Raw genomic sequence first — 20,529 nt, 5'->3', positions numbered from 1 at the left:
TGGGCAGGGGGCACACGGCGCAGGAGGTCGGCCAATTCCGGTTCACCGCGCCGGACGAAATCGTCGACGCTCTGCTGCAGGGCCGTGTCCATGCGCAGGGCCGCCTTGCCGGTGGGAGCCGCGAGCGCGATCCGTAGCTCCGCTGTCTGAGCCAGTAGCACCAGCAGACGGGCGATGGTATAGGTCTTGCCGCTGCCGGGCCCGCCGGTGATGAGGGTGAAGCCGCGCTCCGCGGCCAGGGCGCAGGCGAGGCGCTGACCGTCCTCGGCGGTGCTGGCGCTGACGGGGCCGAAGAGACGCGCGAGGATATCCTCACCCTGCTGGAAACGCGCGACGATGGAGCGTGCGCGGTCGTGCAGCGCCCCGGCGATCTCCATTTCGTCGCGATAGTGGCGGCGCAGGTATAGGCGTTGGCCATCCCAGACCAGCGGAGTTTCGGGGCCGGGATGGCGGGGCTGCGGGTGCGCGATCTGGGGGTGTTGGGCGAGGACGCGACTGCCTCGGGCCAGGGCGGTGTGCCAGGCGTCCGCCGTGGGTCCCATCTGCCGCAGCATATCCTCCAGGGCCTCTTGGGCTTCGGCCGGCCAGTCCAGGTAGTAAGCGGGCTGGGCCAGGAAGGCGGATAGATCCAGACAGGTGTGGCCGAGTCCCTCCAGGTGTACCAGAATGGCGGCGAGAAAGAGCAGCTCGGGCGCGATGTCCGGATCGCGTTGGGCCAGCCAGTGTGCGAGGGTCGGCTCCAGCGGACCGATCCAGCCGGCCTGATGCCAGTCGCCCAGGAGCTGCAGGATACGGCGAGAGTTGGGGGCAAATGCGGACATGGGGGCTCACTGTCCTCCCAGGGCGCGGTCCAGCGCGTCCAGCAGACCGGGATCGGCGGGCAGGTGCAGCAGTCCGCTGCCGGCACCGGCGCTGCCCCGCAGGTACCAGAGCCAGGCACCGCCCAGCTGCTGCGGGCGATAGCTCCGTCCCAGGCGCTGACGCAGGTGGCGATGCAGGGCCAGCAGGTAGAGGGCTGCCTGCAGCTCATAGCGGTGTGCCAAGATATCTACGGCGATGGCGGTGTTGTCGTAGGCGGTATCCTCCCCGCCAAGATGCGTGGATTTGTAATCGAGGACGTAATAGCGGCCCTCCAGCGCGAAGACCAGATCCATGAAGCCGTGAAAGAGTCCGCGCAGGTTCTGGGCGTCGAGCTGCGGACGTTCGCGCCCTGGTAGTAGATATTGACGGCAGAGTTCATCGAGCTGGCTGGTGGACAGATTCCGGCTTGGAAACCAGAAAGGCATCTCCGTGCGCGCCCCACGCAGATCCCCGAAGCGGGTCCCGGTGGACCCGAGGGGGCTGTCGCGCAGGGTCTCGAACCAGGAGACGAGCACGGGACCCCAGTCCGCGTAGCCGCGCTCGCCACAACGGCGACGCAGGTCCGCCTGCCAGTCCTCGGGCCAGTGACCGTCGCGCCAGAGCCACTGCAGCAGTTCGTGGAGAAATCGCCCGGCTCCGGGTCCCTGGGGAAAATCGTGCCAGCCTTCCCGCGCCGACCCCGGGGCTGCCGCCCGTGGGCCGGAGGATGGCCAGGGGCTAGCGGAGGTCTCGAGGCGCTGACTGAGACGGCTGTAGCTGTGAATGGTCCAGTCGCGCTCGAATCGACCCGTATAGACGAGCGCTTCGCGCGTGGGTGCGGCGCGCTGGGGGCCTTGCGCTGGACCTTGGGGGATGAGGTCGGCGACGAGCACCTGGCAGGCAGGATGTTGCTGCCAGGGTTCCAGGCACTGGGCTGGCGGGCTGTCGCTGTCTGGGGCCAGCAGACGAGCGATGGCACTGCCCCACCACAGCGGGGTATTCGCTTTCTTGCCCGCCGCAAGCCCCAGCCAGAGGGCGTATTCGGCCCGAGTCAGAGCGACGTAGAGCAGACGCAGATCCTCCCGCAAGCGCTCCCGCTCCAGGGTCTCCGCCGCCGGGCTCTGCCAGGACAGCGTGGAGTGCTCGTCGCCGGGAGTGACCTGCCAGGGCGGACTGTTCCTTTTTTGCTGGGTGGCGGCGATGAAGGGGAGAAAGACCAAGGGATACTGCAGGCCCTTGGCGGAATGGATGGTGCGGATGCGGATGCACTGGGCCTCGCTTTCGAGGCGCAGGATGTGGCTGTCGGCGGGGGTATCCGTGCTGCTTTGCTCGCGCTCCAGATGCTCTAGAAGCGCCTCCCGACCCTCCAGGTGCTGGCTTGCCTGCTGCAGGAGTTCGCCCAGGTGCAGGAGATTGCTGAGGCGGCGTTCGCCATCGGGACGCGCCAGTATGCGCGCCGCGGTACCCTGCTGGTGCAGGCGGCGATGCAGCGCGGTGAGGATTCCCGAGCGTGCCCAGATCCGCGCCGTCTCCTGCAGCCTTTCCACCTCTCGCGCCCAACGGGCGTCGTCTTCGTGGAGTCGCCACAGGTGATCCTGAGCGAGACCCAGCAGGGGCAGGGCGAGGGCACGGCGCAGGGCACCGTCGTCCTCGGGGTGCAGCAGAGCCAGTAGCCACAGACGCAGTTCCTCCGCCTCCGGACTGTGGTAGACCGAGCTTTTTTCGCTGAGGAAGGCCGCCGGCAAACCCCGGCGACGCAGGGCCGAGAGCATGATGTCGGCTTCCTTGCGGTTGCGCAGGAGAATGGCGATATCGCTGGCGCTGACCCGACGCAACTGGCCGTCGGCATTGACGAAGCCGGTGTCAGGCTCGCCGAGCAGCTGGGCGATGGTCGCCGCGGTCCAGTCGGCGAAATGCGTCAGGAACGCGTCCTTGGTCATCGCCTCCGGGTACTGCGCAAAGGTGAGGACGGGGCCATCGCGCCCGGCGATCTGCCAGCGCTCATTGCGACCGGCGGCAGCCACCGGCAGATAGGGCAGGGGATCATCGTCGTCGTCGCGGTAGTCGAAGGCGCCACTGGGCCAGCGTCCGTCGGCCCCCTGGTAGAGGTGGTTGAGGGCCTCCACCAGGAGTTCGGTGGAGCGATAGTTGGTGCCGAGGACGTAGTGCCGCGGGGCGGTATGGGCGCGTGCTCGCAGATAGCTGTCGAGGTCGGCCCCGCGAAAGCGATAGATGGATTGCTTGGGGTCGCCGATGAGGAGCATCAGGGTGTCGGGCCAGGGCTCGTGAGGTCGGTAGATGCGCTCGAAAATGGCGTATTGGCGGGCGGAGCTGTCCTGAAACTCGTCGATGAGGATGACGGGAAAACGTTGGCGCAGCGCCTGTGCCAGGGCGGCACCCTGCGGACCGCGCAGGGCTGCCCAGAGTATTCGGCCGAGATCATTGAATTCCAGTTGACGCAGATCCTGCTTTGCTTTGCGGTAGAGCGCGGCGATATCCGCCGCCGCGCGCTCCAATGCCTCCCGATACAGGCGATCGCTGCGCTCCTGCCACTGCACGAGGGCAGCGAGAAAGCGCTGGAACTCTGGGCTGGACGGCAGGATCACCGCATGCTTTTTCCCTCTACAATGGTCTTCCAGAGCGCCGAGTTTGCCCAGGGTCTCCATCGCCTCCGGGATGAACTGGTCCTCCTCGGCGCACCAGCGATCCAGGCTGCGCAGCGCGTCCTGAATCTTCGCGGGCGGCAGGCTCCTGCGATCCAGTGGGTAATCTTTGAGGACGGCAAGCGTCTGCAACTCGGCACCGTAGGAGTAGCGGAGCGTGTCGGACCACTGCCCTTTAAGTGCGTCGCAGGCGTCCAACAACTCGGCGCCAGCCTCCTCCAGCCAACGATCAAAGGGCGTCTCGGGCACCGGCAGTGGTGGATCCAGCCAGGGCAGTTCGGCGACCTCTCTGCGCAAGGTCTCGGGGTCGGGGATTCGTGCGAGCCACCAGCGGGCAGCGCGTTGCAGAGGATAGATGGCGCGCCGCCAGAAATCCTGCACCGCCTGGATTCTCAGGGGCACGCTGTCGCTCAGGATCTCGGCCTCGGGATCGTGCCCCGTGGACAGGGAATGTTCCCGCAGGACCCGATGGCACCAGCCGTCGATGGTGTGGATGCTGGCCTCGTCCACGGTGTTGAAGGCGTTCTCCAGGCGTGTACGGGCCTGGGCCCGCGCCGCTGGATCGGGATAGTCCCGCAGCAGCCGCTGCAGCACGGGATCCGCGGGGGCGTCCGTCGCTCCCTCGCGCAGGGCGGCGATGGCCTCGTGCAGACGCAAGGCAATGCGTTCGCGCAATTCCTCCGTGGCCGCACGGGTAAAGGTCATTACGAGAATTTCCTCGGGCTGGCGCGCTGGCGTTGCGGGCTCACCGTGGCCAAGGAGCAGACGCAGATAGAGGGTGGCGATGGTATAGGTCTTGCCGGTGCCGGCACTGGCCTCGATGAGGGCGCTGCCCTGCAGGGGCAGGTGGAGCGGGTCGAGGAGCTGGCTCACGCCCCACCCTCCACAAGGTCCAGTGCCCGTTGCAGCAGCTGCGGGCCGGGCAACTCCAGGCCATCCGGCAGTGGCTGAACCCGCGCGAGCCACTGGCAGTAAGGCGCGTAGATCCTGCGCGCGAGATCCAGTGCGGAGAGTCCGGCACCGTTGCGCCAGGCCAGCACCGCCTCGGGATCGGTAAAATGCCGGCGCAGCAGCCAGTGCTGTTGCCAAGCCCCGCCCGGTTCTTGTCCATCGCCCAGGAGATAGGCCTGGCTGGCGGCGTCGCCGCCGCGCTTTGCGTCCTCCAGCAAGGCCATGGCCCAGTCCAGACTGAGGGGCTGCGGCTCCCTCAGAGCTTCCCCCAGCCAGGTCTGGAGTTGGGCCAGGGTATCGCCGGGCGTTTCGGGCGGTGGTGCACAGAGCCAGCCGTCCTGACCCAGAAAGAGGCCGAGCACCGCCCCCTCGGACCGATGCGCCTGCAGCATGGTAAGCTCCAGCCACCACGCTAGCAGGCGATCGGCCCGGGCCTTGCCCCGGTAGCGCAGTTTGCTGGTGTGACGACGCAGATGAAAGCCGAGAGCTCTGGAGTTCCAGGGGCGTTCCCGGGGTAGCTCCGCCCGCAGACGATAACCTTCGCCGAGGAGCTCGGCATGCAGCACCGTCGCTTCGGGCCCCATTTCTGCGGCCACCGCCTGCCAGCTGCGCAGCAGCTCTTCCATGAGGCTCAGTACCCGTCGCTCCTGCTGCCGTCCCGCGGCAGCCAGGGGCAGGCGCCCCCGACGCCGCTCGGCCGCCAGAAGGTCCTGCAGTTCCTCGGGGCTGGCCGCCCGCTCCCAGAGCTGCTGCAGAAGCTGCCACTGACCGAGTCCGTCCAGTCCGAAGGCTTCGGTATCGGCCGCCACCGCATCGCGCCAGGGCATCTCCACGCCCAGGCGCAGGGAGTAGAAACTGGCCAGGGCATCGGCCAAGGTATTTTTCAGATCGAGCAGGCCCAACTCCAGCGGCGGGACGGGAGGCGCGGGTGCAGCGAGGTCGTGAGACGGCGTAAGGGTCAGGGGGAACCACTCGCGGGCGAAGGTCAGCGGACCTGCGGGCTCCCCATAGCGAGGACTGAAGGGCTGCAAGGGATCCTCGTGCAGGCGTGCGCGCAGGGCCGCGTCGCCCCAGGTGGCGACGATCTCGCGCTGAAGTTGCAGGATGAGGGCGGAGGGTGTGCGTCGTTCCTGATGGCGAGGGTCGCGCCCGACCCAACTGAGGTAGAGGCAGTCGCGGGCAGAAAGCAGCGCCTCCAGCATGAGATAGCGGTCGTCGTCCCGGCGCGAGCGATCGCCCGCGCGCGCCATGCCGGGCAGAGCCATGAGGTCGAAATCCCGGCGAGGATTGGGACGGGGATAGTCTTCGTCGTTCATGCCCAGCAGGCAGACCATGCGGAAGGGAATGGAGCGCATGGGCATCAAAGTGCAGAAGGTCACCCCGCCGCCCAGAAAGAAAGCGCCATCTCCGGCGGCTTCGAGGCCCTCGAGCCATGCCTCGCGGAAGATCTCCAGCGGTAGGTCCGCGTCCCAGGCGGCCCTCTCCGTCTGCAGCAGCCAGTCCTCCAGAGCCCCCTCCAGCTGTTCCAGTGCTTCGCGGTCCTCGGCGTCGGCGGCCACAAAAAAGTCGGCCAGGAGTTGCCGGGCCCGCTCCACCCAGGCGGCTGGGGTCGTCGCCTGGCTGAGAAGGTTCCGCCAGGATTCCAGTCGCCTCCAAAGCTCGTAGAGCCGACCCAGAAGGACGGCGTCGAGGCTGCCTACCTCGCCACAGGCCTCGAGATCGTCAAAGTGACTGTCACTGCCGTTGGTGTAACCCAGCAGCAGGCTGTGCAGGGCGAAGGCGCCGCTCGTGGTGTCACCGCAGGCGGCAAAACCGAGATCGGCGCGATGCGCCGCCGACAGACCCCAGCGCCAACCGCCCTGCTCCAGCCAGGTGTGGATCTGCGGCAGATCCTCCGAGCTCAGGTCAAAGCGCCGCCGCAGGGCGGCGCAGTCCAGCAGGTCGCGGATCTCGCTTTGCAGGGCGCGGCGCTGCGGCAGCTCCAGCAGCCAGGCCAGGGTCCGGACCAGCGGCGAGCGTTCCTGCGGCGAAAGATCGACGACGTGGAAGGGAATATGCCGGGGATCCTCCCGCCCATAGGCACCGAAAACGGCTGGAATGAGCGGCGCATAGGTAGCGATGTCGGGCACCATGACGACGATGTCTCGTGGGCGCAGACCGGTGTCGGCACGAAGGCGCAGCAGCAGTTCGTCCTGCAGGACCTGAAGTTCGCGCAGCGGGCCATAGCTGCTGTGAAAAACCAGGGAATCGTCGCTCTCAGCCAGGGCCTGAGGAGGATCGCGACGGTCCGTGAGGTCGCGGATGCGGGTCTGCAGTTGCCGCAACAGGGTCCTGCCCGTATCCTCGCTGAAGAAATCCACCCGCTGCAAGCCCCAGAGCGGACCAAGCTCGGTGCTCTCGTCGAAACGATCCAGAAGGCGCATGAAATCCCGCCCCTGACGTCCCCAGGCCGCCAGCAGAGCTGGACCGAATCCCGCCGCGGTTACCGCCCCAGGCTGGCCGTGTCGCTGCCGGCGCAGATCCTCATCGGCACCGGTGACCTCGCTCCAGTGGTAGGGACTGGGATTGGGGATGGCCATGAGCACCTGCAGATGCCGGCCCAGAGCCGCCAGAGCCTCCAGTGTCTGGGCCGGTAGGCTCACGGCACCGAAGAAGATCAGCCGTGGCGGCAGGTCCAGGGAGGCTGGGTCGGCCTCGTGCAGGCGCCGCAGAAAGGCCTGGTGGATCTCCCCGCGGCCGGCAAAGGGCCTGCCCTCACCGGCCATCTCCTGGCAGAGCCACTGCCATAGCTGGGCCTGCCACTGTTGGTCTACCGGTAGATCCTGCAACGCACCGCGCCCGTCGCGCAGGGTCCAGCGTCCTGCGGCCCAGTCTTGCAGCCAGTCGGCACGATAGACCTGATACTGGTCCAGTAGATCGGCCAGCAGACCCGCTAGGCGCCAGCGCCGTTCCAAGGTCGAGGATTCGGCGAGTGTTGCAAAACGCATCGGCGGTCCGCCGGATGCCGCGGTTTCTTGCTCGAGTTTCCGCAAGAGCCGCAGCAGGCGCCAGCGCAGCGCCGCTTTGCTCCAGGCTGTGTCGTCGAGCAAGCCTTGTGGTCCCAGCACGCGCCGGTAACTCTCCCAGAGAAAGCGGGCGGGCAGGGCGACCCGAATTCCGGCACAGATTCCGTCGCCCTCGGCCAGCTGCCACTGCAGCCACTCGCCCACGGCGTTGCTCTGCACCAGAAAGGTGTCCTCCACCAAGGGCGGCAGTGGATTGGCAGCGAGCCATTGGCGTACGGCGCTGAGCAGGTCCTCCAGGCGATCGCCGTGCAGCACCACCACCCCGGGCCGGGGGGGCGTGCTCACCGACACTCCTCCCCGCGACAGCCGAGCAGGGCCCCTTCCTCCATCCAGGAATGGAAAAGGCTGGCGATGCGGCGGTGCTGATCCCCATCCAGAGGGCTGTCGGGAAAGGCCAAGGCCATGGCGGCCGCCACCGTCTCCGATCCTTCGTCGATGGCGCTGATCAAGCGTGCCTCAGCCGGGCCGAGTTGCCGATGGCAGATGCGACCCGCACCGTCGCGATAGCGGAAGAGATAGACGGTCTCGGGCTCCGGCGGTCCTTCCCGGCCTTCGACGCGGTGCACGGCGAAGGGATAGCTGCGCAGGCAGTGCACGGGTGGGAGCAAAGGCCGATCCTGCCAGGACGCGAAGGCTCTGCCGCGCGGCGTGGGACTCCAGGGGGCCAAGGACAGGGCCAGCTCTTCCCACTCCCAATGGGCGAGGGCTGCCAGCCACGGTGGCCCTTTGCTCCCGCGGTCGATGATGTAGCGCAGGAAGGCTTCTGGACACTCGTGAAAAGCGGGGCTGGGGATGTCGCCGTGAGCCAGGAAATCCTCTACGAGCACCGGCCAGTCGGACCCCAGGAGCTTTTTGCATTGGGGATAGCAGGCGGCCAGACCCGCTTCGAGGTTGCTCAGCAGAAGCGCGCGGTAGAGGGCGAAGGTGTCGGCCGCCATCCCGGCGGCCATGGCCATGTCGGCGTCCCCCCGACGTAGACCCGTGGCCAGACCACGCAGCCTGGAGTCAAGGGTCATGCGGCGTTGGGACGTGTCGTAGCCGCGAGTTGGCCGAGCTCATCCAGCAGCTGGTCGAGGCCAGGAATCGCGTGGTCCCACTCCAAGAGGATGGGGCGCGGACCCAGCAGCGTCAGGGCCTGGCGCAGGAGTTCGCGTACCGGTGCCGAAACACCGCGATCGTGGGTATCGATGAGTTGACCACTGGGGTGCGGCGCATGCCCGGCCAGGTGCAGATAGACCACCCGCTGCGGCGGCAGCGCCTGCAGGAAGGCCTGGGCGTCATAACCGTGATTGCGGCTGTTGACGTAGAGGTTGTTGATATCCAGAAGGATGAGACAGTCGCTTTCGCGCACGAGCTCGCAGAAGAATTCTGTCTCGCTCATGGTGCTGCTGGCAAAATCCCCATAGTAGGCCGTGTTTTCCAGCAGCAGTCGGCGCTCCAGAATGTCTTGCACCTGCGCGATACGGTCTCGGCAGTGGCACAAGGTTTCGTCGTTGAAGGGGATGGGGAGCAGATCGTGGAGATAGGAATCGTCGCGGCAGAAGGCCAAGTGTTCACTGTAGTATGGACAGCGGTGTTCTTCGAGAAAGCGGGCGATGGCGTCCAGCAAGACGCGATCCAAGGGATCCGGTCCGCCGATGGATAGGGACAGTCCGTGAGCGAAGAGCGGCACCCGCTCGCTCAATTCCCGCAGCGTGTGGGCGGGACGACCACCAAAACGCAACCAGTTCTCAGGAGAAGTCTCCAGAAAATCCAGCGGCAGGGGGTCGCGTGCCGCGAGCTCCGCCAGAAAACTGCGGCGCAGGCCAAGACCCAGGGGAGTGCCGGACGTTGGCAGCGCTGCCATCGCCCTTCAGTGGTCCTGAGGCATGGCCATCTGAGGATGCTTCTCCATATAGCTTTTACCGCAGTTGCCGCCGTGCGCCTTGATGGCTGCCGCACTCACACAATGCCCCTCCGGCGCCATGGTGCGGGAGCAGCCACCCTCGCTCATGGTTTTGGACATGGAGCGGGAGCAGCCGCCCTCCATCCCGTTCTTGCTGCTCTGCATCGTAGTGGAGGCCGACGCCGTAGTCGGCATGGCCACGAGAGTTGCCGCCGGTAGAGCCCCGAGGCCCAGGGCAAAGAGCGAGGCTAAGGGAAGCGAAACTTTTTGATCGGACACGACTATCCTCCTAACATCCCACGACCCGGCGCGACGCCGGGCCCTTGTCCCTCAGGCTTTGCCCGAAGGTCCGCGACTGCCGAAGTAGCCAACGCCCAGGAGTATCACCGCCATCACCAGCTCCTGAATGGCCGGGATCAGCCAGCCGCGCGGCCAGGCATTGAACCAGACCATGGCCAGGGTGATGACCCCGAGCAGCACCATGAAGCCGCCGAGCTTGCCTAGGGCACTGAAGACATTGGCGGCGGTAAGTGCGCCGATGCCCCGATGCAGGCCGAGGCCGCGCAAGCTGCGATCGAGAAACTGTGGGGCTACGAGATAGGTGAAGGCCACAGCGAGAAAGAGCAGGACGCAGATGGCGATGATGACACCGAGGATATCCAACAGGTTGGATGCGGGCATAGGGCATACCTCCGAACCCTACCATAGCGCGCTCCGCTGTCCCTGCCAAGGATCAGTCGGACTCTTCTTCCTTGAAGGCCGCGGGATCCAGGTGGTAGCGCCGCAGCAGGCGATAGAATTCGGTGCGGTTGCGCTGCGCCAGCTGCGCTGCCTGGCTCACATTGCCACGGGTCATGCGCATGATCTGGATGAGGTAGTTCATCTCGAAACGGCCCTTGGCATCGGCCAGAGGCAGCACCTCACCCTCGCGGTCGCGCAGAGCGTGGCGAATGAGGGGGGCGCCGATGCGCGGAGTGGTGGACAGGACGACCGCCTGCTCGATGACATTGGCGAGCTGACGGACGTTGCCGGGCCAGGGAGCCGCCACCAGCAGTTCCATGGCCTCCGGGGCGATGCCGCGGACATCCTTGCGGTTCTTGCTGGCCGTGTCGCGGAGAAAAAACTCGGCGAGCAGTGGAATGTCCTCGGGTCGTTCCGCCAGAGACGGTAGCTCCAGAGTGACCACGCAGAGGCGATAGTAGAGGTCGTCGCGAAAGCGCCGTTCCGCCATTTCCTTTTCCAGGTCGCGGTGGCTTGCGGAGATCACCCGCACGTCCACCGGGATGCTCTCCGTCGCCCCCACCGGACGGATCACCCGCTCCTGCAGGGCGCGCAAGAGCTTCACCTGCAGGGCCAGGGGCATGTCGCCGATCTCGTCCAGAAAGAGGGTGCCGCCATCGGCGGCCTGGAACAGGCCCACGTGATTGCTGGCCGCACCGGTAAAGGCGCCCTTTTTGTGGCCGAAGAGCTCGGATTCCAGCAACTGTTCGGGAAAGGCGCCGCAGTTGACGGCGACGAAGGCCTTGCTCCGGCGCGGACTGGCTTGGTGAATGGCCTGGGCCAGCAGCTCCTTGCCCGTGCCGCTGGCGCCGTGGATGAAGACGCTGGCGTCGGACGCCGCTACCAGGCGAGCCTGATCCAGCACCGCCTGCATGCGTGGGCTGCGGGTGAGGATGCGCTCGAAACCCAGGTCCGAAGTCTTGCGGCTGCCGGTGCTGGCCGCCGTGAGATTGAAGGCGCGATCCACCTGCGCCATCAGATCCTTGCCGTCGAACGGTTTGGTCAGAAAGGCGAAAACCCCCTGGTCGGCGGCGACCAGGGCGTCGGGTATGGAGCCATGGGCGGTGAGGATGATTACCGGCAGCGTCGGGTACTCGCGGCGGATGGCGTCCAGTAGAGCCATGCCGTCCATCTCGTCCATCTTCAGGTCGGTGATGACCAGGCCCGGATGCTCCATGGCCAGCACCGATAGGGCCTCACTGCCATTGGCGGCCGTGAGGATGGCATAGCCCGCGCTTTTCATGCGCAGGGACAGCAGACGCAAGAGGTCTGCGTCGTCATCTACCAACAGGATCTTTCCTTTGTCCATGCGTTTTCAGTTTCCCTGGGGTACGCGGGCGTTCTTTTCAATCTGGACCAGCTCATTGAGTTTCTTGCGCAGCTCGCCCTCGCGCTGCAGCGCCTGGTTGAGGCGGTTCTGCAGGTCGCTTACCTTGGCTTCCAGCTTCTGATAGCCCGGGTCGCCGGCGCGTGCGGCGGCCAGTTGACGGGCCAGGCTGCTGGCCTCGCTCTGGGCCGAACGACAGTCGGCAGTGGCCGGCGTTGCCTTCTCCAGCTCCGCGACCTTGGCCTCGAGAGCGGCGAGACGGCTTGCAGACACCACGACCTCTCCGGGGGCGAGGACCACGCTAGGGGCTTTGGGTTTCTCGTTCGGCATGCTTGCGCAGCCGCTGAGGCTGGTCAGTACCAGTATCAGCGCGAGACTCGGGCGCCATCGGTAAGCGACACCGAAAATGCGCACCGGGACCATCGGAATCGACAATTTCAAGACTTCCCCCATAGCTCGTCACGTATTCTTTGGCAATGGCTAGCCCGAGGCCACTGCCTTCCACTTTTCCTTGGCCGCTGGCACTGCCGCGATACAGGATATCAAAGATTTTCTCGCGCTCCTCCGGCGTCACCCCCGGGCCGGCATCGATGACATCGAGAACGGCATTCCCCTCCTGCGCTTCCAGCTGCAGGCGTATGGTAGTCTCTTGGGGCGAGAACTTCACCGCATTGGACAGCAGATTGTCGCAGATGGTGCGCAGGCGGTCGCGATGACCGGCGACGAGGAGCGGGGCAAGGGCGAGTTCCAGGCGCAGATTCTTGCTGCGCAGCACGGGCTTGTAGCTCTGGATGAGCTCCTCCAGGAGCTGATCCAGGCGAACGTCCTGTTGCATCCCAGCCGCCACCGGTCCTTCGGCGATGCTGAAGCGCAGAAGATCCTCGATGAGCCGCTGCAGGCGCAGGCTGTTATCGCGGACGATGTGGACGATCTCGCGCTGTTCGGGATCCAGCTCGTGGCCCAGGTCCTCCTGCAAGAGCTCGGCACCTTCGCGGATCGCCGTGAGGGGGGTCTTCAACTCGTGGGAGAGCTGGCGCAGGAAGTGGATCTTGGCCGCCTCCAACTCGCCCAGGCGCTGTCGCAGCCACTCCAGGCGGTCGCCCAGGCTGGCAATGTCGCGCGGGCCGTTGACGCGGATGGGGCTATCCAGATCGCCAGCGCCCAGACCGGTGATGGCGTGGTCCAGACGGCGGATGGGGCGGGTGATGAGGACGATGAAAAAAAGGGCGACGGCGATGGACAGGGGCAGCACCAGCAGCACCTCGAGGATGGTCAGGCGCTTGATGGCCAGAGCCCGGGTGCCGAGCTTGGCCACCTCGGCGCTGATGCCGTCGTTGACGTCGCTCTGCAGCCGCTGCACCTCGCCGTTGGCGCGGCTGAATTCGCTTTCCAGGGCACTGCGGTTGCCCTCCAAGGCGGCGACTGGCAGCAGGCGCCGCGCCTGGCGCAGATGCGCGTTGAGTCGATGCAGACGAGCGAGATCCGTCTGGGTGGGTGCCGCCTTGCGAAAACGGGCGCTGACATCCTGGTATTCCTCATAACTCTGTTGAAACAGCACGAGCAAGGCGGAGTCCTGCAGCACCGTGTATTGCAGCCCGTAGCGTTCCATGGAGCGCACGGCGCTGCTCATACGGTTGGCCGAGTCGCTGAGAGCCACTGCCCGCAGGATGCCTGCCTGGCCCTCCTCGGCGAAATGGGCGATGGCGATGGTGACACTGACGATGACCAGCACCAGGGGGACGATAGCCAGACCGAAGCCCACCACCACCAGACGGGAAATGGAATTGGGGCGCAGATTCATGGCTCCCGACGATGGACGATGCGTCCGTCCCGCAGGGTCAGGCGCACCGCACCGCGCAGTTCCCAGTGGCGATAGGGGTGGTTGTCGCCCACACTCCAGCCATTGGCCGACGCCTCCCAGGGCTGCTCCGGGTCAAACAGGCAGAGGTCCGCGACCGAACCCGGCGCCAGGCTGGGCAGCGGCAGACCCAGGGCGGCCGCCGGCCCGGTGGTGAGACGCTGCACCAGTTGCAGCATCGACAGCAGGCCGGCGCGTACCAGATTCAGGGCCAGGGGCAGCAGGTATTCGATGGCCGCAATGCCGAAGGGAGCCGCCGTCATGGTCGAGCCCCGATGATCCGGTCCCCAGGGCTCGTGCTGTGCCGATAATACCGACAGAGTGCCGCGCGCCAGAGCCTGGCGCAAAGCTTCCTGCTGGCGCGCGTCGCGCAGTGGCGGCAGGATCTTGACGTGGGTGTTGAAGGTGCCGATGTCCTGGCTGGTGAGCAGGAGGTGGTGGATGCTGACCCCCGCCGTCACCGCCTGGCCCGCCGCCTGCGCCGCGTCGATCTGTTCCGCAGCCGCTGCACTGCTGAGGGTAGGAAAGTGCACGCGGGCACGGGCCAGGCGAGCGACCTGGAGATCGCGATAGAGACCGATGTCCTCCGCCAGCCGGGGCCGACCGCCGAGGCCGAGACGCAGACTCAGAGGCCCTTCGTCCATCACCCCATCCGCCGCCAGACGAGCATCCTCGGGGTGGAGCAGGACGGTACGGTCAAAGTCCGCAGCGTAGCTCAAGGCGAGGCGCAGAAGCTGGGTATCCTCGATGCTGCGCTGGGCCTGGCCAAAGGCGACGGCACCCGCTTCCAGCAGGGCCGCCATCTCGCTCAGCTCCCGCCCGCGCAGGCCTGGCGTCAGGGCCCCACAGGGCAAGACCCGAATAAGCCCCGCGGCGGCCGCCTCAGCCTGCTGTTCCCGGATCACTCCGGGGGTGTCGGCCACGGGCGAGGTGTCCGGACGCAGGAGCACACTGGTGAAGCCCCCCGCTGCCGCGGCCCGCAGCTCCGAGGCCAGACTGCCGTCGCGCCCGGAGCCTGGGGTGTGCCCCTGAAAGCTGGTTTCGATGAAGCCCGGGCAGAGGCAGCAACCCTGGCCATCGATGACCTCCGTCGGCGTGAAGCCGGCGGGGAGCTCGCCGACGGCCAGGATCCGCCCCCGGTCGATGGCCAGATCGGTTACGGCGTCGAGGCCCGTGCAAGGGTCCAAGAGGCGTGCACCGCGAATGAGGCGGGATTCAGTCTTCATGGCCACCCACTCCCGCCAGGAGGCTCAACACCGCCATGCGCACTGCCAACCCGTGCTCTACCTGGGCAAGAATGACGGATTGCGGTCCGTCCACTACGGCGCTACCGATCTCGACACCGCGATTGATGGGTCCCGGGTGAAGTACCAGGGCGCCGGGCGCGGCCAGGGCCAGACGTTCCGGGGTCAGGCCGAAACGCCGATGGAACTCGTCCAGGCTCGGCAAACGATGGCTCTCCATGCGCTCCCGCTGCAGGCGCAGGGCATAGACGACACTGGCGCCGGGCAGGGCGTCGCGCGGATCGTGGTGGACCTGTACCCCCAGACTGGCGAATTCCGGCGGTACCAGGGTACGCGGCCCCAGTACCCGGATCTCGGGGCAGCCGAGGATCGACAAGGCGTGGATCAGTGCTCGCGCCACCCGAGAGTGCAGCAGATCACCGAGAATGCAGACCACCTGCTGTTCCACCGGCCCCGCCAGGCGTCGGATGGTGAAGACGTCCAAGAGGGCCTGGGTGGGGTGGGCGTGCTGACCATCGCCGGCATTGACCACCAGGGCCCGATCGCCCAGATGCCTGGCCAATAGGTGCGCGGCGCCCGCCTCCGGGTGGCGCACGATAAAACCGTCCACCTGCATGGCCATGAGATTGTCTACCGTATCCAGGAGGCTTTCGCCTTTGGTGGCGCTGCTTTGGCTCGCGGCGATGTTGAGCACGTCCGCCGACAGACGCTTGGCAGCCAGCTCAAAAGTGCTGCGGGTGCGGGTACTGTTCTCGAAAAAGAGATTTACCAGGGTGCGTCCACGCAGGGTCGGCGTCTTCTTGATCGCCCGCTGGGCGATGCCCAGGAAAGACTCGGCCGTATCCAGGATCTGCAGGAGATCGATCTCTCGCAGGCCCTCGATGCTGAGCAGGTGGCGCAGCCGCCCCTGGCGGTCGTACTGCGGATTGCCGTCGCCAAAACGCAGGCCGGTCACGATCCGGACTCCCGCGCTTGCACTTCCAGACGCAGGGGCTCCGGGCCGTTGAGTTTGATCTCGTGGTGGCTGTCCAGGCGCAGTTGCAGGGCCGAAAAATCGGCGGCGATAGGGAGTTCCCGGCTGCAGCGATCCACCAGCACCACCAAGCGGATGCGCCGCGGCCGCCCATAATCGAAGATTTCATTGAGGGCGGCACGAACGGTGCGGCCGGTATAGAGAACGTCGTCCACCAGAAGGATATCACGATCCTCCACATCGAAGGGCAGCCGCGAGGCACGTACTTCCGGGTGCAGACCGATACGGCTGAAATCGTCGCGGTAAAAGGAGATATCCAGTTCGCCCAGAGGCAGCACGAGGCCCAGACGGTGATGCAGGGCGCGCGCCACCCAGACGCCCCCGGTGAAGATGCCGATCATCGCCGTCGCTGCGGGGTCCACCAGAGGCCGAAGCTGTTCTGCCAGTGTGTTCAGGAGGGCATCGACATCGAAACGGGAGTTCATGGATGACACCTCTCGCTCTGAAAACCGCGCAGGATCTCGCAGGCAGCGAGCGGATCCAGGTCCGCCCGCGTTTGCCGGCGGCCTTGGTGCATTGCACGCTGGCGCGCTTCGGCGGTGACGCTGCTAAGGCTCTCGTCCTGCCAGAGAATGGGTAGGCCGTAGCGCTCCTGCAAGGCCGCGGCAAAGCGCCGGGTCGCGCGGGTGACGGTGGTTTCCGTACCATCGGCGTGGGCGGTGAGGCCAACCACACAGGCTACGGGCGCCCACTCCGCCAGGATCTTCTCCAAGGTCCGCCAATCGGGCCCGCCGGCACCATTGGCCAGGGTGCACAGAGGACGGGGTGCGATGCTCAGATGGGCGAGAATGGCGAGGCCGATGCGCCGGCTGCCGTAGTCGACACCGAGCCAGGGACCGGAGGCGGAGGCTGCGTGGTCTTCAAGCATGTCCCGCGGCGCCGCTGAGCAAGCGCATGTCCACCCCGAGTCCTCGGGCTGCCGCCTGCCAGCGCTCTGCAGGGGGGAGGTCGAAGAGGACACTGAGGTCGATGGGCCCATGCAGCCAGGAATTCTCGCTCAGCTCCTGCTCCAGCTGCCCCTCGCCCCAGCCGGCGTAGCCCAGGGCCAGGAGAAAGTGTTCCGGACCGCGGTGCTCGGCGATGGCCGCGAGAATGTCCGGCGAACTCGTCAAGAAGAGCCCATCGCCCACGGGCATGCTCACCTGCCAGTCACCGGCGCCATCGTGGAGGATGAAACCGTGCTGCGGTTGTACCGGGCCGCCCCAGTAGACGGGTTTCTGGATGGCATCCTCGGGCGGGGTAATGCCTACGGCCTCAAGGGCCTTGGCCAGGGGGATATCCAGTAGACGATTGATGACCAGTCCCATGGCACCTTCCGCGCCGTGCTCGCAGATGACGATGACGCTGCGATCGAACATGCCGTCGTGCAGATTCGGCATGGCGATGAGGAGGTGGTTCTTGAGGGACGAAAAGCTCATGCCTTCATGATACCTGCTTTATCGGTTTTTGACAGGTACACCCAGTGTGCCGAGGCCGTGTCAGGCTCCTCGCTCCAGCCGCTGCCATAGCAGATCCGCCGCATCGATACCGGAAAAACGCTGGATTTCCCGCGCCCCCGTGGGGCTTGTGACGTTGATCTCGGTGAGGTAACCGCCGATCACGTCGAGCCCTACGAAGAGTAGCCCCCGCGCGCGCAACGTGGGGCCGACGCGGGCGCAGATCTCGCGCTCGCGCGCGTCCAGATCGGCCGCCACTGCCCGCGCCCCGGCCACCAGGTTGCCGCGGAAGTCGTCGGCGGCCGGCACCCGCAGCATGGCCGTGGGGATGGGTTCCCCGTCCACCAGCAAGATTCGCTTGTCGCCCTGGCGAATGGCCGGCAGGTAGCGCTGCGCCATGACCGGATGCCGTCCCCACTGGGTGACCGTTTCCAGGATACTGCCGATATTCGGATCGCCCTGACGCAGATAGAAAACCCCCTCACCACCGCGCGCGTTGAGGGGTTTGACGACGATCTCCCGGTGCTCGCCCAAAAAGGCGCGCAAGGCCGGGATATCGCGGCTGATGAGGTGCTCCGGCAGGAACTCCGGAAAGTTCAGGGCGAAGAGTTTCTCATTGGCTTCGCGCAGACTGCGCGGATCGTTCACTACCCAGGTACCAGCGTGGTCCAGCAGATGGCAGGCCAGCAGAAAGTCCAGATCCACTGGTGGATCCTTGCGCATGAGCACCAGATCCAGCTCCGCCAGCGGGCGTTCCACCGCCGGCCCCAGGCGGTAATAGTCGGTACTGCGGTCCCAGACCTCCACCGGCCACAGCCGTCCCCAGGCGCGCCCGTCCCGGGCCCAGAGCTCGGCGAGGGTGAACACCCAAAGGCGGTGCCCTCGCCGCTGCCCCGCCAGCAGCATGGCAAAGGTGCTATCCTTGGCCGGCTGTATGCCCGCGATGGGATCCATGAGCACAGCGGCCTCAAGCATGGTTTTGGGCGCTCCAATCCTGCGCCTCCCGCGCTGCCGCCATGACCGCCAGACGCGCGATGACGCCGTAGGCGTAGTAGCGGTTGACGGGAGCGTCCGGGGGCGAATTGCGACAGGGATTGATTCCGGTCTCGGCGAAGGCCATGGGCTCGAAGTGCGCCCCCGGCGCATTCAGGTTCTCGTCCTCGCCACGTTCGCGGTGGACGCGATAGAAGCCGCCCAGCACCTGCTGCCCCACCAGATAGACCACCGGTTCCGCCACGGCATCCTCGGCGGTGCGCTCGTAGGTATAGACGCCCTCCTGGATGAAGACATCGCTCACCGGCAGACCTTCCTTGCTCTTGGCCATGCGGGTGCGGGCCTTGCGGTTGAGTTCCAGGAATTCCTCTCCGGAGTACGCCGTCATCACGCCCATGCCGTAGGTTCCGGCATCGGCCTTGACGATGACGAAGGGACGCGCCGAGATGCCGTAGTGGGCATAGCGCTCGCGGATGGCGTCCAGCACCGCGTTGACGTTGGCCACCAGGCAGTCGCGACCTTCTGCGCGCAGGAAATCGATGCCCTGACAGCGGCGGAAAATGGGGTCGATGAGCCAAGGGTCGATGTCGATGACCTCGCTCAACTCCTGCGCCAGACGGCGATAGTGGGCAAAGTGCTGGCTCTTGCGCCGTGTCCGCCAGCCGGCCGCCAAAGGCGGCAGAATGGGCTGGGCCAGGCCTTCCAGCAGGGGCGGGGTTCCGGCCGACAAGTCGTTGTTGAGCAGGATCAGTTCTGGTCGAAAATCCCCTGCCTGCAGACGATCTCCCTCCCGCTCCAGGGCTTCCAGCCGCAGGCGTCCGCCCGAGGGCAGCTCCAGTTCCTGGAACTCCCCTTTGAGAGAGCCCACCCGCACGTTCAGGCCCGCCTGCTCCAGAAGTTCCGCCAGACGCGCCACGTTCTCCAGATAGAAGCCGTTGCGGGTATGGTTCTCCGGCAGCAGCAACACCCGTTCCAGCCCCGGGTGGTATTGACTGAGATAGTGCTGCACCGCGCTCACATAAAGGGCGGCATACTCGGGATTGAGATTGTTGAAGCCCGCCGGGAAGAGGTTGGTGTCGATGGGCGCGAGCTTGAAACCGGCATTACGGAGGTCCACGGAGGCATAGAAAGGCGGAGGTGTCTTCTGCCATTGACAGCGAAACCAGCGTTCGATGGCACACTGTTCCGTGATCAGGTGCTGTTCTAGAGAGAGGAGCGCCTCGACCCGATCCGTGGCCAGGCGCGGCGCCGTGCCCAGGACGCCGATCATGCGCTTTGGCTCTTCGCCGAGGCTGGGCGCGGATAATGGCGGGGCCCGGCGCCAGTGTAGACCTGGGTCGGACGGAAGATCCGATTGTCCGCCAGCTGCTCACGCCAGTGTGCCAGCCAGCCCGCAGAACGAGCCATGGCGAAGATGGGGGTGAACAGATCGCTGCGGATCCCCATCTCGTGGTAGAGGATACCGGAGTAGAAATCCACATTGGCGTGGATACCCTTGGGTCCGAGCCGCTCGCTGGCCTGACGTTCCAGCTCCAGGGCCACGTCGAAGAGCTGGCTGTGCCGGAGATTGCCGGCCTCGGCCAGGCGTTGCATCATTTCCTTGAGCAGGACGGCGCGCGGATCCCGGGTCTTGTAGACCCGATGACCGAAGCCCCAGATTTTTTCCTTGCGGGCCAGGCGCTCGTCCAGAAAGCTTCCCACCCGTTCCACCCGGCCGATGCTTTCCAGCATTTCGATGACCTTCTGGTTGGCGCCCCCGTGCAGGGGACCGGCCAGAGTGCCGATGGCTCCGGCGATCACGTGGTAGGGGTTGGTCAGGGTCGATGCCGTCACCAGGACCGAGAAGGTGCTGGCGTTGATGGTGTGCTCGGCGTGGAGAATGAGGCAGGCATCGAGGATGCGGGCGTGCAGCGGGTCCGGCTCGTTTCCCGTCAACATGTAGAGAAAATTGGCGGCGTGGCCCAGATCCGCCCGCGGCGGCAGTGGATCGTTGCCATAGCGCATCTGCTCCCACATGGCGACGATGGTCGGGATGCGGGCGATGATGCGCATGGCCATGGCATCCAGGTGCGAGACGTTTTCCCGTTCGCTGTCGGATAGCTCCTGCTGGGGGTAGAACATGCCGAGACTGGCCACGGCACAATGGAGCATGTCCATGGGATGCCCGGTGATGGGCATGAACTTCATGATTTCGCGGACGTTATACTTGACCTGGCGGTGGCTGCGCAGGCCCCGATCGAAACGCTCCAGTACCTCGGCGCTGGGCAGATCACCGTCCAGCAGCAGCAGGGCAACCTCCTCGAAGCTGCTGTGCTCGACCAGTTCGTCGATGGGGTAGCCGCGATAGGAGAGGCGGCCGGCCTGCCCGTCGATTTCAGAGATGCTGGAACGGGTGGCGGGAATGCCCTCGAGACCCGGGGCGACGGATGTTTCGGCCATAACGACTCCTCAACG

The 20,529-nt window shown here is 66.1% G+C and carries 18 protein-coding genes; all 18 read right to left on the bottom strand.

Going from position 1 to position 20,529, the window contains the following annotated elements; all coding sequences use genetic code 11:
- Positions 1-821: AAA family ATPase (locus Q0C23_RS09780; protein WP_291512193.1), on the bottom strand; the 821-nt coding region annotated here is incomplete at its 3' end.
- Between the two features lie 6 nt (positions 822-827).
- Positions 828-4,376: an exodeoxyribonuclease V subunit beta gene (gene recB / locus Q0C23_RS09775; protein ID WP_291512192.1), complete on the bottom strand. Its 3,549-nt coding sequence runs from the start codon at positions 4,374-4,376 to the stop codon at positions 828-830.
- Positions 4,373-7,804: an exodeoxyribonuclease V subunit gamma gene (gene recC, locus Q0C23_RS09770; protein ID WP_291512191.1), complete on the bottom strand. Its 3,432-nt coding sequence runs from the start codon at positions 7,802-7,804 to the stop codon at positions 4,373-4,375. Before recC ends, recB begins: the two co-directional genes overlap by 4 nt.
- On the bottom strand, positions 7,801-8,535 hold the full coding sequence (locus Q0C23_RS09765; protein WP_291512190.1) for a DUF2063 domain-containing protein: 735 nt from the start codon (positions 8,533-8,535) through the stop codon (positions 7,801-7,803). Before Q0C23_RS09765 ends, recC begins: the two co-directional genes overlap by 4 nt.
- Positions 8,532-9,365 (bottom strand): DUF692 domain-containing protein, encoded by an 834-nt coding sequence (locus Q0C23_RS09760; protein ID WP_291512189.1) that lies wholly within the window; start codon positions 9,363-9,365, stop codon positions 8,532-8,534. Before Q0C23_RS09760 ends, Q0C23_RS09765 begins: the two co-directional genes overlap by 4 nt.
- A gap of 6 nt (positions 9,366-9,371) precedes the next feature.
- The gene (locus Q0C23_RS09755; protein ID WP_291512188.1) at positions 9,372-9,683 is read right to left on the bottom strand and encodes a hypothetical protein; all 312 of its coding nucleotides are present in this window, start codon (positions 9,681-9,683) and stop codon (positions 9,372-9,374) included.
- A gap of 51 nt (positions 9,684-9,734) precedes the next feature.
- The gene (locus Q0C23_RS09750) at positions 9,735-10,085 is read right to left on the bottom strand and encodes a hypothetical protein (RefSeq protein ID WP_291512187.1); all 351 of its coding nucleotides are present in this window, start codon (positions 10,083-10,085) and stop codon (positions 9,735-9,737) included.
- A gap of 52 nt (positions 10,086-10,137) precedes the next feature.
- Complete coding sequence (locus tag Q0C23_RS09745; RefSeq protein WP_291512186.1) at positions 10,138-11,493, bottom strand: sigma 54-interacting transcriptional regulator; 1,356 nt, start codon at positions 11,491-11,493, stop codon at positions 10,138-10,140.
- A gap of 6 nt (positions 11,494-11,499) precedes the next feature.
- Positions 11,500-11,787, bottom strand: a complete 288-nt coding sequence (locus Q0C23_RS09740; protein WP_291512185.1) for a hypothetical protein — start codon at positions 11,785-11,787, stop codon at positions 11,500-11,502.
- 25 nt (positions 11,788-11,812) lie between these two features.
- Positions 11,813-13,312, bottom strand: coding sequence for a HAMP domain-containing sensor histidine kinase (locus tag Q0C23_RS09735; protein ID WP_291512184.1), 1,500 nt, complete (start codon positions 13,310-13,312; stop codon positions 11,813-11,815).
- Positions 13,309-14,595 (bottom strand): dihydroorotase family protein, encoded by a 1,287-nt coding sequence (locus Q0C23_RS09730; RefSeq protein WP_291512183.1) that lies wholly within the window; start codon positions 14,593-14,595, stop codon positions 13,309-13,311. Before Q0C23_RS09730 ends, Q0C23_RS09735 begins: the two co-directional genes overlap by 4 nt.
- Positions 14,585-15,571: an aspartate carbamoyltransferase catalytic subunit gene (locus tag Q0C23_RS09725; RefSeq protein ID WP_291512201.1), complete on the bottom strand. Its 987-nt coding sequence runs from the start codon at positions 15,569-15,571 to the stop codon at positions 14,585-14,587. The genes Q0C23_RS09730 and Q0C23_RS09725 overlap by 11 nt, the downstream gene beginning before the upstream one ends.
- Positions 15,565-16,071, bottom strand: coding sequence for a bifunctional pyr operon transcriptional regulator/uracil phosphoribosyltransferase PyrR (gene pyrR / locus Q0C23_RS09720; protein ID WP_291512182.1), 507 nt, complete (start codon positions 16,069-16,071; stop codon positions 15,565-15,567). The genes Q0C23_RS09725 and pyrR overlap by 7 nt, the downstream gene beginning before the upstream one ends.
- Positions 16,068-16,514, bottom strand: coding sequence for a Holliday junction resolvase RuvX (gene ruvX / locus Q0C23_RS09715; RefSeq protein ID WP_291512181.1), 447 nt, complete (start codon positions 16,512-16,514; stop codon positions 16,068-16,070). Before ruvX ends, pyrR begins: the two co-directional genes overlap by 4 nt.
- Positions 16,507-17,064, bottom strand: a complete 558-nt coding sequence (locus Q0C23_RS09710) for a YqgE/AlgH family protein (RefSeq protein WP_291512180.1) — start codon at positions 17,062-17,064, stop codon at positions 16,507-16,509. The genes ruvX and Q0C23_RS09710 overlap by 8 nt, the downstream gene beginning before the upstream one ends.
- 60 nt (positions 17,065-17,124) lie before the next feature.
- Complete coding sequence (gshB, locus tag Q0C23_RS09705; RefSeq protein ID WP_291512179.1) at positions 17,125-18,057, bottom strand: glutathione synthase; 933 nt, start codon at positions 18,055-18,057, stop codon at positions 17,125-17,127.
- Positions 18,050-19,345, bottom strand: coding sequence for a glutamate--cysteine ligase (gshA, locus tag Q0C23_RS09700; protein ID WP_291512178.1), 1,296 nt, complete (start codon positions 19,343-19,345; stop codon positions 18,050-18,052). The genes gshB and gshA overlap by 8 nt, the downstream gene beginning before the upstream one ends.
- Entirely contained in the window at positions 19,342-20,514 is a 1,173-nt protein-coding gene (locus Q0C23_RS09695) for a citrate synthase (RefSeq protein ID WP_291512177.1), read from the bottom strand. The genes gshA and Q0C23_RS09695 overlap by 4 nt, the downstream gene beginning before the upstream one ends.
- Between the last annotated feature and the right edge of the window lie 15 nt (positions 20,515-20,529).

The organism is Acidithiobacillus sp. (genome assembly GCF_023256195.1).
Classification (GTDB): Bacteria; Pseudomonadota; Gammaproteobacteria; order Acidithiobacillales; family Acidithiobacillaceae; genus Acidithiobacillus_A.
The sequence above is the reverse complement of the archived record's forward strand: the minus strand, read 5'-3'. Positions and strand labels throughout refer to the sequence as shown.

Excerpts from the sequence above, each read along its gene's own strand:
- Q0C23_RS09745 (WP_291512186.1), bottom strand. The coding sequence starts at position 11,493 with ATGGACAAAGGAAAGATCCTGTTGGTAGATGACGACGCAGACCTCTTG.
- pyrR (WP_291512182.1), bottom strand. The coding sequence starts at position 16,071 with ATGAACTCCCGTTTCGATGTCGATGCCCTCCTGAACACACTGGCAGAA.
- Q0C23_RS09735 (WP_291512184.1), bottom strand. The coding sequence starts at position 13,312 with ATGAATCTGCGCCCCAATTCCATTTCCCGTCTGGTGGTGGTGGGCTTC.
- ruvX (WP_291512181.1), bottom strand. The coding sequence starts at position 16,514 with ATGCTTGAAGACCACGCAGCCTCCGCCTCCGGTCCCTGGCTCGGTGTC.
- Q0C23_RS09695 (WP_291512177.1), bottom strand. The coding sequence starts at position 20,514 with ATGGCCGAAACATCCGTCGCCCCGGGTCTCGAGGGCATTCCCGCCACC.
- Q0C23_RS09730 (WP_291512183.1), bottom strand. The coding sequence starts at position 14,595 with ATGAAGACTGAATCCCGCCTCATTCGCGGTGCACGCCTCTTGGACCCT.
- Q0C23_RS09765 (WP_291512190.1), bottom strand. The coding sequence starts at position 8,535 with ATGACCCTTGACTCCAGGCTGCGTGGTCTGGCCACGGGTCTACGTCGG.
- Q0C23_RS09710 (WP_291512180.1), bottom strand. The coding sequence starts at position 17,064 with ATGAGCTTTTCGTCCCTCAAGAACCACCTCCTCATCGCCATGCCGAAT.
- gshA (WP_291512178.1), bottom strand. The coding sequence starts at position 19,345 with ATGATCGGCGTCCTGGGCACGGCGCCGCGCCTGGCCACGGATCGGGTC.
- gshB (WP_291512179.1), bottom strand. The coding sequence starts at position 18,057 with ATGCTTGAGGCCGCTGTGCTCATGGATCCCATCGCGGGCATACAGCCG.
- Q0C23_RS09760 (WP_291512189.1), bottom strand. The coding sequence starts at position 9,365 with ATGGCAGCGCTGCCAACGTCCGGCACTCCCCTGGGTCTTGGCCTGCGC.
- Q0C23_RS09750 (WP_291512187.1), bottom strand. The coding sequence starts at position 10,085 with ATGCCCGCATCCAACCTGTTGGATATCCTCGGTGTCATCATCGCCATC.